The sequence below is a fragment of the Streptomyces sp. NPDC001700 genome, assembly GCF_053596435.1.
In genome coordinates, this window is the sequence record NZ_JBSFGE010000005.1 from 393,508 (window position 1) to 406,821 (window position 13,314).

Annotated in this window: 11 protein-coding genes; 4 read left to right on the plus strand and 7 right to left on the minus strand. The window is 72.8% G+C overall.

Going from position 1 to position 13,314, the window contains the following annotated elements; translation table 11 throughout:
* Positions 1-149: 149 nt before the first annotated feature.
* Positions 150-1,421: a nucleotide sugar dehydrogenase gene (locus tag ACWC5C_RS12825; RefSeq protein ID WP_385443704.1), complete on the plus strand. Its 1,272-nt coding sequence runs from the start codon at positions 150-152 to the stop codon at positions 1,419-1,421.
* A 166-nt stretch (positions 1,422-1,587) separates the two neighbouring features.
* On the opposite strand, the gene ACWC5C_RS12830 is transcribed toward ACWC5C_RS12825, so the two are convergent.
* Positions 1,588-3,795: a DUF6049 family protein gene (locus tag ACWC5C_RS12830; RefSeq protein ID WP_450875462.1), complete on the minus strand. Its 2,208-nt coding sequence runs from the start codon at positions 3,793-3,795 to the stop codon at positions 1,588-1,590.
* A gap of 118 nt (positions 3,796-3,913) precedes the next feature.
* The gene (locus ACWC5C_RS12835) at positions 3,914-5,062 is read right to left on the minus strand and encodes a rod shape-determining protein (RefSeq protein WP_450875463.1); all 1,149 of its coding nucleotides are present in this window, start codon (positions 5,060-5,062) and stop codon (positions 3,914-3,916) included.
* A 305-nt stretch (positions 5,063-5,367) separates the two neighbouring features.
* Here ACWC5C_RS12835 and ACWC5C_RS12840 point away from each other — a divergent pair, with 305 nt between their 5' ends.
* Positions 5,368-6,027: a hypothetical protein gene (locus tag ACWC5C_RS12840; protein ID WP_450875464.1), complete on the plus strand. Its 660-nt coding sequence runs from the start codon at positions 5,368-5,370 to the stop codon at positions 6,025-6,027.
* A gap of 83 nt (positions 6,028-6,110) precedes the next feature.
* Here the strand turns inward: ACWC5C_RS12840 and ACWC5C_RS12845 are convergent, their stop codons facing one another.
* From ACWC5C_RS12845 to ACWC5C_RS12860, 4 genes are all read right to left on the minus strand, one after another.
* Positions 6,111-7,235, minus strand: a complete 1,125-nt coding sequence (locus tag ACWC5C_RS12845) for a GuaB3 family IMP dehydrogenase-related protein (protein WP_055557376.1) — start codon at positions 7,233-7,235, stop codon at positions 6,111-6,113.
* Between the two features lie 83 nt (positions 7,236-7,318).
* Positions 7,319-8,821, minus strand: a complete 1,503-nt coding sequence (guaB, locus tag ACWC5C_RS12850; protein WP_385446612.1) for an IMP dehydrogenase — start codon at positions 8,819-8,821, stop codon at positions 7,319-7,321.
* A gap of 127 nt (positions 8,822-8,948) precedes the next feature.
* Positions 8,949-9,560: a sigma-70 family RNA polymerase sigma factor gene (locus ACWC5C_RS12855; RefSeq protein WP_009715794.1), complete on the minus strand. Its 612-nt coding sequence runs from the start codon at positions 9,558-9,560 to the stop codon at positions 8,949-8,951.
* 316 nt (positions 9,561-9,876) lie between these two features.
* Positions 9,877-10,488 carry a response regulator transcription factor gene (locus tag ACWC5C_RS12860; protein ID WP_003948568.1) on the minus strand — a complete coding sequence of 204 codons (612 nt, stop codon included), beginning with the start codon at positions 10,486-10,488 and terminating at the stop codon, positions 9,877-9,879.
* Positions 10,489-10,885: 397 nt separating this feature from the next.
* On the opposite strand from ACWC5C_RS12860, the gene ACWC5C_RS12865 reads away from it, so the two are divergent.
* Positions 10,886-11,200: a WhiB family transcriptional regulator gene (locus tag ACWC5C_RS12865; protein ID WP_055557379.1), complete on the plus strand. Its 315-nt coding sequence runs from the start codon at positions 10,886-10,888 to the stop codon at positions 11,198-11,200.
* Positions 11,201-11,311: 111 nt separating this feature from the next.
* Here ACWC5C_RS12865 and ACWC5C_RS12870 read toward each other — a convergent pair whose 3' ends face one another.
* On the minus strand, positions 11,312-12,220 hold the full coding sequence (locus ACWC5C_RS12870; RefSeq protein WP_450875465.1) for a LysR family transcriptional regulator: 909 nt from the start codon (positions 12,218-12,220) through the stop codon (positions 11,312-11,314).
* A gap of 136 nt (positions 12,221-12,356) precedes the next feature.
* Here ACWC5C_RS12870 and ACWC5C_RS12875 point away from each other — a divergent pair, with 136 nt between their 5' ends.
* Positions 12,357-13,130: an SDR family NAD(P)-dependent oxidoreductase gene (locus tag ACWC5C_RS12875; protein WP_450875466.1), complete on the plus strand. Its 774-nt coding sequence runs from the start codon at positions 12,357-12,359 to the stop codon at positions 13,128-13,130.
* Positions 13,131-13,314: the final 184 nt, after the last annotated feature.

Below are 13,314 nucleotides of genomic sequence, written 5' to 3' on the forward strand. Positions count from 1 at the left end.
CCGCCCGGCCCGCTGTCGCCCGGTGGTGACCGCAACACCGCGTCGCCAACCTCCGTCAATACTGAATACGAGTCATATTTCCGCTTAGTCTGCCTTTGCGCCATCCGGAACCGCCTCCGGAACCGTCTCGGGAAGGACGGCTCGAAGTCATGCCCGCAGATCTCGCCGTCGTCGGACTCGGCCATCTCGGCCTCCCGCTCGCCCAGGCCGCCACCGCCGCCGGTATCCGTACGGTCGGCTACGACCCGGACTCCCGGGCCGCCGACGAGCTGCGGGCCGGGCGGCTGCCCACCGGGGCGGGCGACGGTTCGCTGACCGCCGCCGAACTGCGCCGGATGATCTCCGGCGGCTTCCGGACCACCACCGACCCGGCCGACCTGGGCCGGGTCCGCACCGCCGTGATCTGCTCCCCCACCCCGCTCGGCGAGGACCGCAGGCTCGACCTGTCCGCGGTCGGCGAGGCGGCGCGCACCCTGGCGGGGCGGCTGCGCCCGCACACCACTGTTCTGCTGGAATCCACCGTGTACCCCGGCACCACCGAGGAATTCCTGCGCCCGCTGCTGGAGGAGGGGTCCGGGCTGCGGGCCGGGCGCGACTTCCACCTCGCGTACTCCCCCGGCCGCCTCGACCCCGGCAACCGCGTCTACGGGTACGCCAACACCCCCAAGGTCATCGGCGGCCTCACCCCCGCCTGCACCGAGGCGGCCGCCGCGTTCTACGGCCGCCTCACCGAGAAGGTCGTCCGCGCGCGCGGACCGCGCGAGGCCGAGACCGTGAAGGTCCTGGAGACCAACTACCGGCACGTCAACATCGCCCTGGTCAACGAGATGGCGGCGTTCTGCCACGACAACGGCGTCGACCTGTGGGACGTGGTGCGCTGCGCCGAGACCAAGCCGTTCGGCTTCCAGTCCTTCCGCCCCGGCCCCGGCGTCGGCGGCCACGGCGCGCCCATCGAATGCGACCGGATGACCCACCCGCAGCGCGGCCTCGGCCTCCCGCTGCGCATGGTCGAGCTGGCGCAGCAGGTCAACGGGCGGATGCCGGGCTATGTCACCCGGCGCTGTACGGCGCTCCTCAACGAGCACGGCAAGTCCGCGCGCGGCGCCCACGTCCTGCTGCTCGGCGTCAGCTACAAGCCGGACGTGGCGGACGAGGAGGGCTCCCCGGCCCGCGAGATCGCCGCCCGCCTGATGGAGCTGGGCGCCCAGCTGGGCTACCACGACCCGTACGTGCCGGGCTGGCGCGTCCTCGGCCGCCCGGTGCCGCGCGCGGACGCGGTGTACGAGGCGGCGGCCGAGGCCGACCTGACCGTCCTCCTCCAGCACCACCGCACGTACGACCTCCAGGGCCTGGCGGCCAAGGCCCAGCTGCTCCTGGACACCCGAGGCGCCAGCCCAGCAGGCACCGCCCACCGGCTGTAGGGGTCACCGGTGCAGGCCGCGCCCCCAAGCCCCCCCCCCGCCCGGAGCACCCCGACCGGACCGGCGGGCCCGGCCCACGCACACCGCACGGGCCGGTGCCCGACGCCGGACACCACGGCCCATGGGCGCTGCCGGAGCACCGCGATGCGCGCGACTTGGCGCCGCGTCACCGCCCGTCGCGGCCGCCTGGGGGCCCGTTGGCCCGTCGTCGGGTGGTTCGCAGGCGCAGGGCCGCCGCCAGGGCGATCAGGGCCACCCCGCCCGCCACGAACGCGACCGCGCCCGACGGCACCGAGCGCACCTCGGCGGTGAAGGTCATCGGCGCGCCCCACGGGCGGCCGTCGGCGCGGGTGTGGAGCTGGGCGGTGAGCCGGACCGGGCCGTTCGCGTGGGCGCTCACCCGGACCCGTACCGTACGGCTCACCGCCCGCGACGCCCGTACCGCCACCGCGCCGTCGACCGCGCGGGCCCGCTCCGGGCGGCTGGAGAGCACCCGCAGCTCGACCCCGGTGAGGTCCTGCTGCAGCCCGTTGGCGACCGTGACCGGGATGGTCGCGGAGCCCCCGGTCACCACCACCCGCGACTTGGGCACCAGCCGCACCGAGGCGATCGACGCGGTCAGATAGTGGGCCACGCCCTCCTGGTAGGCGCGCGCCCCCGCCGCGTCGCCCCGCCACCCCGTGGACACCGACCGGGCCAGTGCCGCGCGCACCGACGCCACCGTGGCCCGCGCGTCGGACAGCACCTTCGCCAGCGCGCGCAGCGCCCGCCGGTTCCGGGCGACCGCCGCCAGCCGCTCCGGCGGCAGCTCGGAGGCGTGCGGCGCGGCCGGGTGGCCGCCGCCGTCCCGCAACTCCCCCGGCTCCGGCTCCCGCAGCGCCACCTCGAACCGCGACGGCTCCAGCCAGCCCGCCTCCTGACCCGTGGCCAGCGCCGAGAGCAGCGTCCGCGCGACCCCGGCGGGCATCCGGCGCGGCGGTACGACGACCAGGTCGCGCGCCGCGTACGGCAGCTCCCGTACGGCCGTCAGGGTCTCGGCCAGCAGCCGCTGCCGCAGCGCGAGCCGGGCGGGCTCACCGGCGGCGCCCGCGCCGGGGTGGCTGTCGAACAGCAGGGAGGCGATGGTCGCGTCGTACGTCAGCGCGGTGCTCCCGCCGCCGATGGCGACGGCCCCGTCGTCCGTGGCGCCCCCGGCGACGAGCGACGCGCCGTACGGGCCGGGCCCCTGGCCGGAGGCGAGCACCGTGTCCAGGCCGAGCCGCCGCGCGTACCCGGCGATCCCGGTGTCGAGCGCGCCGCCCGCGGGCCAGGCCAGCCCGTCGCGGGCGCGGACATCCAGCGCCCGGTTCACCACCGCCGTGCCGGTGGCGGACGCCCGGCGCAGCAGCGCGACGAGCGCCGGGTCGCCGACGCGGGCGAGCGAGGCCAGATCGGGGTCCGCGTACGGCAGGACGACCACGTCCCGGCCGCGCACCGCCTTGCGCAGCGCGGCCAGCCACCCGGCCGCCGCCTTGCCGCCCCGGCCGGGACCGGCCTCCTGCGGATCGCTGCTGCCGGGCGTACGGGCCACCCGGTAGCCGCGCGCCATGGCCTGCGCCTGGACGATCAGATCGGGGTCGATCGCCCAGGTCACCGGCTCGTCCTCGCCGAGTTCGACCAGCCGCCGCAGCCGCCCGCCGGGGCCGAACGCGGCGGTCAGCGCGTCGTCGCGGAAGACCGGCAGCACGCTGTCGTCGCCGGTGCGCCGGGTCAGCGCCTCCATGTGCGGGACGTCGGTGAGGGGCCACAGGACGGTGGTGCGCATCCGCCGCAGGCCGCTGCCGTCGGGGTAGACGGGCAGCTGGCCGCGGGTCAGGCCGAGCACCGTGCCGTCCGCACCGGCGGCGGTCACGGTGAGCGGATACGCGCCCGCGCCCTCCAGCCCCAGGCCGGAGACGGGCACGGTGAGGTCGAAGCGGCGCCCGGCGTGGGCGTCGAGCCGGGCGAGGCGGGCGGTGTGGTCGGCGAGTTCGGGGCCGTCGGCGCGGGTCAGGGCGGTGCGCGCGGCGTGGACGGCGAGGGCGCCACGGGTGTCGGCGGCCCCGGCCGCGCCGATACGCAGGCCGATGTGGGCGCCGGTGATCCGCCGCCCGGAGGTGTTGGTGACGGTGCCGCTGACCCTGATCTCGCCGTCGTGGCGGACCACGGCGGGGCTCAGCGACCGCAGTTCGACGGCGAGGGGGTACGGGCGCGGGGCGGGCGCGTTCCGAAGGGCGACCCGGACGGGGGCGGGGACAGGGGCGGGGACAGGGGCGGCGGTGGCGGGCCCGCCGGGCAGGAGCAGCGCGACCGCCACGGCGATCGTCCACCCGTACGCCCGTGCTCCTGCCGTCACCTCGCCGCCGTACCTCCCGCCTGACGCACCGGTCCGACGCACCGGTCCGGTCACCAGCGCACCACGGCGGCCCCCGGGCCGCACGCCGGGGCGGCCCGATGGTGAGGGACCGGCGACGTCAGACCCGCACGGTGTCGGAGCGGCGCGGGCTGGCTTCCATCGCGGCGCGCAGGGACGCGAAGTCCTCGACACAGCGCCCGGTGCCCACCGCGACACAGTCCAGCGGGTCGTCGGCGACCAGCACCGGGATGTCCAGCTCGCGGCCGAGCCGTACGTCCAGACCGCGCAGCAGCGCGCCGCCGCCGGTGAGCACGATGCCTCGGTCCATGATGTCGCCCGCCAGCTCCGGCGGGGTCTCGTCCAGCGTGGACCGGACGGCGGCCACGATGCTGTCCACCGGCTCGGCGAGCGCGTGCCGCACCTCGTCCGCGGTGAGTTCGAGGACCTTGGGCAGCCCGGTGGCCTGGTCCCGGCCGCGAATGGTGCAGCGGTCGGGCGGCAGCAGGGCCTGGGTGTCCTCGTTGTCCCCGTTGTCGAGCACCTCGACGTTGCGCTCGGTCATCCGCACGGACGCTCCGGCGCGCGGCGCCGACCAGGAGCCGGTCGGTGAGGCGGAGCCGATGGAGACCTTGATCTCCTCGGCGGTGCGCTCCCCGATGGCCAGCGCGTACTGCTTCTTGACGTACGTGCTGATCGCCACGTCCATCGCGTCGCCCGCCGTGCGCACCGAGCGCGCCGTGACGATTCCTCCCAACGAGACAACGGCCACTTCCGTCGTACCGCCGCCGATGTCGACGACCATCGAACCGGTCGGCTCGCTCACCGGCAGCCCCGCGCCGATCGCCGCCGCGATCGGCTCCTCGACCAGATGCACCTGCCGCGCTCCGGCCTGGGTCGCGGCCTCCATCACCGCGCGCCGCTCGACACCGGTGATGCCGGACGGCACACAGACGACGACGCGGGGCCGGGCCAGCCGACGGCTGCCCATCACCTTCTTGATGAAGTACCGCAGCATGCGCTCGGCGACCTCAAAATCGGCGATGACCCCATCCCGGAGCGGTCGAACGGCGACAATGTTCGTCGGAGTCCGCCCCATGGTCTCCTTCGCTGCCGAACCCACCGACAGCACATTGCCGTCGACCGTGTTGACCGCCACGACCGACGGTTCGTTGAGCACGATGCCCTTGCCCCGCAGGTACACCAGCGTATTCGCGGTGCCGAGGTCGATACCCATGTCTCGCCCAGTGAACGACTTGTTCTGCGCCATAAGTTGACATTATTGCTTATGCCGGATTCTGTCCTGTCGCCGCCAAGATTCGCTCCACCGTGCGGATTGGCACTGCCGCCCGCGCGTCACCCGCGCGTCACCGAATAGCGGATCAATATCCCCCTTTACCGGGACCTCATGTCTCCGTCTGGTCCCAGGCATGTCACGGACCCCAGACGCGACTTGTCTGGTTGTCATGCACTCCTGTTACTTTTATGGCTCGAATCGTTCGCGTTCCCCGCCGTCGCCGCACCTCGGCGTGGTCGTCCCTGAACGCGAATCACTAGCACCCCCGGGGGATTTGAATGAGCCAGAACTGGCAGCAGCCGCAGCAGCAGGGTGGTTACCCTCAGCAGCAGCCTGGTTACCCGCAGCAGCAGGCCGCCCCACAGCCCGGCTACGGCTACCCGCAGGGCCAGGCTCCGCAGGCGCCACAGCCGCAGTACGGCGGCGGATTCCCGCCGCCCGCACCGCAGGTGGGCCGCCAGGGCAACCCGCTCGCCGCGGTCGGCGCCGCCATCGTGGCCGCTCTCGTCGGCGCGCTGGCGTACGCCTTCCTGCTCAGCTCGCTCGCGGACACCGACTCGAACCCGCCGGAGGTCACGAAGTTCGCGTACGCCGGTATCGCGCTCGGCGCGCTCGTCGGCTTCGTGGTCTTCAAGCTCGGCGGCCGCAACGTGGCGCTGTGGGTCGTCGGCGCGGTTCTGGCACTCGCCGCCGTGTTCCTCGGTGAGCTGTACGGCTACGCCATGATCATGAACGAGGCGGCCTCCAACTACGTGGACAAGATCGGTGGCGCCGCCGCGTCCTCCGCCAGCATCCCGTCCGCGAACGAGATCTTCTTCGATCACTTCGGCGACCTCTTCGACGGCTGGAAGGAAGACGCCGACGCGATCACCTGGATCTTCATGATCCTCTCCCCGGTGGCCGCCGCCGGCACCGCCTTCCGGCTCAGCAACCGCTGACCGAAGCGCCCACACGGCCCATAGGGAAGGCCCCGACCGCATCGCGGTCGGGGCCTTCCCTCTTGGCTATTAGCTACAGGCGCTCAGCGCTTGTCGTTCGACGGGGCGACCGTCACCTCGACGCGCTGGAACTCCTTCAGCTCCGAGTAGCCGGTCGTCGCCATCGCCCGGCGCAGCGCTCCGAAGAAGTTCATCGAACCGTCCGGGGTGTGCGACGGGCCGAGCAGGACCTCCTCGGTCGTGCCGACCACGCCCAGGTTCATCCGCTTGCCGCGCGGCACCTCGTCGTGCACGGCCTCCATGCCCCAGTGGTGGCCACGGCCGGGCGAGTCGGTGGCGCGGGCCAGCGGCGAACCGATCATCACCGAGTCGGCGCCGCACGCGATCGCCTTCGGCAGATCGCCGCTCCAGCCGACCCCGCCGTCCGCGATCACGTGCACATAGCGGCCGCCGGACTCGTCCATGTAGTCCCGGCGGGCGGCGGCGACATCGGCCACCGCCGTGGCCATCGGGACCTGGATGCCCAGCACATTGCGGGTCGTATGGGCGGCGCCGCCGCCGAACCCGACGAGCACCCCGGCCGCGCCGGTGCGCATGAGGTGCAGCGCGGCGGTGTACGTGGCACAGCCGCCCACGATGACCGGCACGTCCAGCTCGTAGATGAACTGCTTGAGGTTCAGCGGCTCGGCGGCGCCCGAGACATGCTCGGCCGAGACGGTGGTGCCCCGGATGACGAAGATGTCGACCCCGGCGTCCACGACGGCCTTGGAGAACTGCGCGGTGCGCTGCGGCGACAGGGCGGCGGCGGTGACCACGCCCGCGTCGCGCACCTCCTTCAGCCGCTGCCCGATCAGCTCTTCCTTGATCGGCTCGGCGTAGATCTCCTGGAGCCGACGGGTCGCGGTGCGCTCGTCCAGCTCGGCGATCTCGGCGAGCAGCGGCTCCGGGTCCTCGTACCGGGTCCACAGGCCTTCGAGGTTGAGCACCCCGAGACCACCCAGCTCACCGATGCGGATCGCGGTCTGCGGGGAGACCACCGAGTCCATCGGGGCGGCCAGGAACGGCAGCTCGAAGCGGTAGGCGTCGATCTGCCAGGCGATCGAGACCTCCTTCGGGTCCCGGGTACGACGACTCGGCACGACGGCGATGTCGTCGAACGCGTACGCCCTGCGGCCGCGCTTGCCGCGCCCGATCTCGATCTCAGTCACGTGGGGTGCCTTTCGCTGGCTTGTTCTGCCGTACCAGTATCGCCATCCCCCGCGCGGAGCCCGTCGCGCGGGGGTCGCGCGGGTTAACGGCCGGAGTAGTTCGGCGCCTCGGAGACCATCTGGACGTCATGCGGGTGGCTCTCCTTGAGGCCCGCGGAGGTGATCCGCACGAAGCGGCCCTTCTCCTTCAGCTCCGTCACGGAGGCCGAGCCGACATACCCCATGGAGGCGCGCAGGCCCCCGACCAGCTGGTGGGCGACCGAGGCCAGCGGGCCGCGGTAGGGCACCTGGCCCTCGATGCCCTCGGGGACGAGCTTGTCCTCGGAGAGCACGTTGTCCTGGAAGTAGCGGTCCTTGGAGAACGAGCGGGCCTGGCCGCGGGTCTGCATCGCGCCCAGCGAGCCCATGCCCCGGTAGGACTTGAACTGCTTGCCGTTGATGAAGACCATCTCGCCCGGCGACTCCTCGCACCCGGCCAGCAGGCTGCCCAGCATCACCGTGTCCGCACCGGCGGCGATCGCCTTGGCGATGTCACCGGAGAACTGCAGGCCGCCGTCGCCGATCAGCGGCACACCGGCCGCCTGGCAGGCGCGGGCCGCCTCGTAGATCGCGGTCACCTGGGGGACGCCGATGCCCGCGACCACCCGGGTGGTGCAGATGGAGCCCGGGCCGACACCGACCTTCACCCCGTCCACCCCCGCGTCGATGAGCGCCTGGGCGCCGTCACGGGTCGCGACGTTGCCGCCGACCACGTCGACCGGGACGTTGGACTTGACCTTGGCGATCATGTCGAGGATGCCCCGGCTGTGGCCGTGGGCGCTGTCGACCACCAGGAAGTCGGCCCCGGCCTCGACCAGCGCCTGCGCCCGGTCGAACGCCTCGTCGCCGACGCCGACGGCAGCTCCCACGACCAGCCGGCCCTCGCCGTCCTTCGCCGCGTTCGGGTACTTCTCGGCCTTCACGAAGTCCTTGACCGTGATCAGGCCCTTGAGCACGCCCGCGTCGTCGACCAGCGGCAGCTTCTCGATCTTGTGGCGGCGCAGCAGCTGCATCGCGTCGTCACCGGAGATCCCGACCTTGCCGGTGACCAGCGGCATCGGGGTCATGACCTCGCGGACCTGACGGCCCCGGTCCACCTCGAAGGCCATGTCCCGGTTGGTGACGATGCCCAGCAGCTTGCCCGCGGCGTCGGTGACCGGGACGCCGCTGATGCGGAACTTCGCGCACAGCGCGTCCGCCTCGTGCAGCGTGGCGTCCGGCCGGACCGTGATCGGGTCGGTGACCATGCCGGACTCGGAGCGCTTCACCAGGTCGACCTGGTTCGCCTGGTCCTCGATGGACAGATTGCGGTGCAGCACGCCCGCGCCGCCCTGGCGGGCCATCGCGATGGCCATCCGGGCCTCGGTCACCTTGTCCATGGCGGCCGACAGCAGGGGGATGTTCACCCGCACGTTCCGCGAGACCCTGGACGAGGTGTCGACCGCGTTCGGCAGCACCTCGGAGGCGCCCGGCAGCAGCAGCACGTCGTCGTACGTCAGCCCGAGCATCGCGAACTTCTCAGGCACTCCGTCGACGTTGTCAGTCATGACACCCTTCCAAATGGTCTTGCCCCAGCGCGGACTCCCATGCTAACGGCCATCCCCGGTGTCACATTCCGCCCTGTGGACAACCGACGAATACCGCTGGTGACGCCGCCTGGAGCGACCGGTCGCGCTACTGTTCGGCCAGTGCGCGCAGCCGGCTCAGCGCCCGGTGCTGGGCGACCCGCACCGCTCCCGGCGACATGCCCAGCATCTGCCCGGTCTCCTCCGCCGTAAGCCCGACCGCGACCCGCAGCAGCACCAGCTCGCGCTGATTCTCCGGAAGGTTCGCGAGCAGCTTCTTGGCCCACTCCGCGTCGCTGCTCAGCAGCGCCCGCTCCTCGGGCCCCAGCGAATCGTCCGGCTGCTCCGGCATCTCGTCCGAGGGCACCGCCGTGGAACCGGGGTGCCGCATGGCCGCCCGCTGCAGATCGGCGACCTTGTGGGAGGCGATGGCCACCACGAACGCCTCGAAGGGCTTGCCGGTGTCGCGGTAGCGCGGCAGCGCGCACAGCACCGCGAGGCAGACCTCCTGCGCCAGGTCGTCCACGAAATGACGAGCGTCACCCGGCAGTCGGGACAGCCGGGTGCGGCAGTAGCGCAGGGCCAGCGGATGCACATGGGCCAGCAGGTCGTGAGTGGCCTGCTCATCCCCCTCGACCGCGCGCCCGACGAGGGCGCCGATAGCCCCTGGCGCCCCTGGGCTACCCCCCTTGGGGGGCCCTGGACTCTCGTCGTCGCGCATCCGTCCATGGTGCCTTGGGCCCGGCGGCTCCGTGGCATCGCGTCCATAGTTGTGAGCTGAAGCGTTATGAGTAGGTGCGCCGGTAGTCGTCACGTCCTGCGCTCTCCCCTCACGCCCGACCGACTCGTCCCCGAGGAACTCCACACCTTCAAGGATGCGGCATCGCGCGCGGAACCGGTACAAGCCGCCGTCACAGTCGCTGCCGCGGCCGCCGCCGCGCACGCTTTCGCCCCGTCCGCCACCCGGCGGACGGGGACCGTAGCGCCCCCGCTGCGCAGCATGTGATGTTCGGATCGCCGATACGGACCCGGCCCGCTTAGCGGACCAGGCCCCAGCGGAATCCGAGGGCCACCGCATGGGCCCGGTCGGACGCGCCGAGCTTCTTGAACAGCCGCCGGGCGTGGGTCTTGACCGTGTCCTCGGAGAGGAACAGCTCACGGCCGATCTCCGCGTTGGACCGGCCGTGGCTCATGCCCTCCAGCACCTGGATCTCGCGCGCGGTGAGCGTGGGCGCGGCGCCCATCTCGGCGGAGCGCAGCCGGCGCGGGGCCAGCCGCCAGGTCGGGTCGGCGAGGGCCTGCGTCACGGTCGCGCGCAGCTCGGCGCGCGAGGCGTCCTTGTGCAGATAACCGCGGGCCCCGGCGGCCACGGCCAGCGCGACCCCGTCGAGGTCCTCGGCGACCGTGAGCATGATGATCCGGGCGCCGGGGTCGGCGGAGAGCAGCCGCCGCACGGTCTCGACTCCGCCGAGGCCGGGCATGCGCACGTCCATCAGAATCAGATCCGAGCGGTCGGCGCCCCACCGGCGGAGGACTTCCTCGCCGTTGGCCGCCGTCGTGACCCGCTCGACGCCGGGCACCGTCGCCACCGCGCGGCGCAGCGCTTCTCGGGCGAGCGGGGAGTCGTCGCAGACGAGGACGGATGTCATGGCCGCCCTCCGCAGCTGATGCGCGTCACCTTGAGCCTCCAGGCTGGTACATATCGTCACCTGAGCGATTGACAGCCCCGGATATGTGTCCGAGAGCTTTACCCATCAACCGCCTCCGCACTCTCAACGACGGTCACCCGAAAGAGTTACGGGGTTCGGCGGCCACCTTCGACACTCTACGTGAGCCCTCGGACACGGAGGCGCTTCCCCGCGCAGGTCGCGCCCTGTCACGCCTCCCCCAAAGGTCATCCCCTTCGGTGGCATTTGGCGACCTTGCTTCCAATTTGCCGGTCTGTGTGGCTAGATTCGCAATGAGTCATATTTACATCTACTTACACAGTAGGTGTACGACCCGGGACACAGCGTCCGCAGCCGATCGCTTCGAGGAGACAAGGCAATGGCAGATTTCTCCCGTCTTCCCGGTCCGAACGCCGATCTGTGGGACTGGCAGCTCCTGGCCGCGTGCCGTGGTGTCGACAGCTCGCTCTTCTTCCACCCGGAAGGGGAGCGCGGTGCCGCCCGCAGCGCGCGCGAGATGTCGGCGAAAGAGGTGTGCATGCGCTGCCCGGTACGGGCGCAGTGCGCGGCGCACGCCCTGGCCGTACGGGAGCCGTACGGGGTGTGGGGCGGGCTGACCGAGGACGAGCGCGAGGAGCTGATGGGGCGGGCCCGTCATCGCACGGTCGCCTCCTCGGGAGCCCCGGGGTCCTGACCGGGCTTCCGATTCCCCACCTCATTGCAGAAACGTTCCGCCTAGGCATCACCAGTCATCACAGCTACCGACCGCCGCCCGTGCCCCAGACGATCGGCGGGCTTTCGCGCGTCAGCGCCGGGCCGCCAGCTCCAGCCGGTCCAGGGTCGCCGCCACCGCCGGTACCCGCGCCAGATCCGGCAGCGTCAGCGCCACCACCTCGCGCAGCACCGCGGGCTTGATCCGCAGGGTCGCCGTCCCCTTGGCCCGTACGGACTCCAGCGCCAGCTCCGGCAGCACCGCGACCCCGAGCCCGGCGCCCACCAGCCCGACCACCGCCGGGTAGTCGTCCGTCGCGAAGTCGATGCGCGGGGTGAAGCCCTCGGCCTCGCACACCTCGACCAGATGGCGACGGCACCGTGGGCAGCCCGCGATCCACGGCTCCTCGGCCAGCTCCCCGACCCCCACCGTCCCGGCCCCGGCCAGCCGGTGATCCTGCGGGACCATGACCACCAGCCGGTCCCGCAGCAGCGGCCGCACCACCAGGTCGTCCCACCCCGCCGCCGGGTCCGCCTCCGGACCGGCCTGTGGGTAGCGGAAGGCGAGCGCGATCTCGCAGTCGCCCCCGCGCAGCATCTCCACCGAACACGGCGGCTCGGCCTCCACCAGGGAGACCCGGGTCCCCGGGTGGGCGGCGCGCATCCCGGCGAGCGCGGTCGGCACCAGCGTCGAACTGCCGCTGGGGAACGACACCAGGCGCACCCGCCCGGCCCGCAGCCCGGCGAGCGCCGCGACCTCCTCCTCAGCGGCGGTCAGCCCGGCCAGGATGCCCGCCGCGTGCCGCACCAGCGCCTCGCCCGCCTCGGTCAGCCGCATCTCCCGCCCGGTACGGACCAGCAGCGGCGTCCCCGTGGACTGCTCCAGGGCCTTCATCTGCTGGCTGACGGCGGGCTGGGTGCAGCCCAGCTCGCGGGCGGCGGCGGAGAAGGAGCCGGTGGTGGCCACCGCGCGCAGCACCCTCAGATGACGAGCCTCGATCATGCCCCCGAGCATAAGGGGCACTTGGGTGCGGACCGGAATATCGCGCCAGGGCTTTGACGGCGCACCGGCCGGGGCGGGCCGCCCGGGGGCCCGGTGCCCGGGCGCGGAGTGATCTCCCGGCCGATAACGTGCGCGTATGACGACTGCATTGATTACCGGGACCACCGCGGGCATCGGCTCCGCCTTCGCGAGCCGGCTCGCGGCGGACGGGCACAACCTGGTGCTCGTGTCCCGTGACGAGAAGCGGCTGCGGGACCAGGCCGCCGACCTCCACGACCGGCACGGGGTCGAGGCGGAGGTGCTGCGCGCCGACCTGTCCGAGGACGCCGGTATCGCCGCGGTCGAGGAGCGCTTGGGGGACCGTACGCATCCGGTCGATCTGCTCGTCAACAACGCCGGGTTCGGCAACAACGGCCGCTACCTGGAAGCGCCGCTCACCGATGAGCTGCGGATGCTGAAGCTGCACTGCGAGGCGGTGCTGCGGCTGACCAGCGCCGCCGCCAAGACGATGCGGGCGCGGGGGCGCGGCGGGGTGATCAACGTCGCCTCGGTGGCGGCCTTCTTCCCGCGCGGGACGTACGGGGCGAGCAAGGCGTGGGTCGTGCAGTTCACGCAGGGCGCGGCGAAGGACCTGGCGCGGTCGGGGGTGCGGCTGATGGCGCTGTGCCCGGGTCTGGTGCGGACGGAGTTCCACTCGCGGGCCGGGATCAAGCCGGAGAAGGTGCCGGACTGGATGTGGCTGGACGCGGACCGGCTGGTCGCGGCGGCGCTGAAGGACTTCGCGCGAGGGAAGACGCTGTCGATTCCGGACCCGCGGTACAAGGCGATGACGGGGCTGGCGAAGCTGGTGCCGAGGGCGGCGGTGGCGGGCGTCTCCTCGAAGGTGGGCCGGTCCCCGGTCAAGGGATGACGGATCCCGGTCAGGGAATGACGGCCCTCGGGCGCGCCACCGCCCGCGCGGCTGCGCGAGACCGCAGAGCGCGAGCGTGCGGGAGGGCGGGGCACCCGACCGCACGGTCCGCAGGGCGCGAGCAGGCGGGACCGCAGGGCACGAGCACGCGAGACGGCGGAGCGCACCACCACGCGAACCCGCC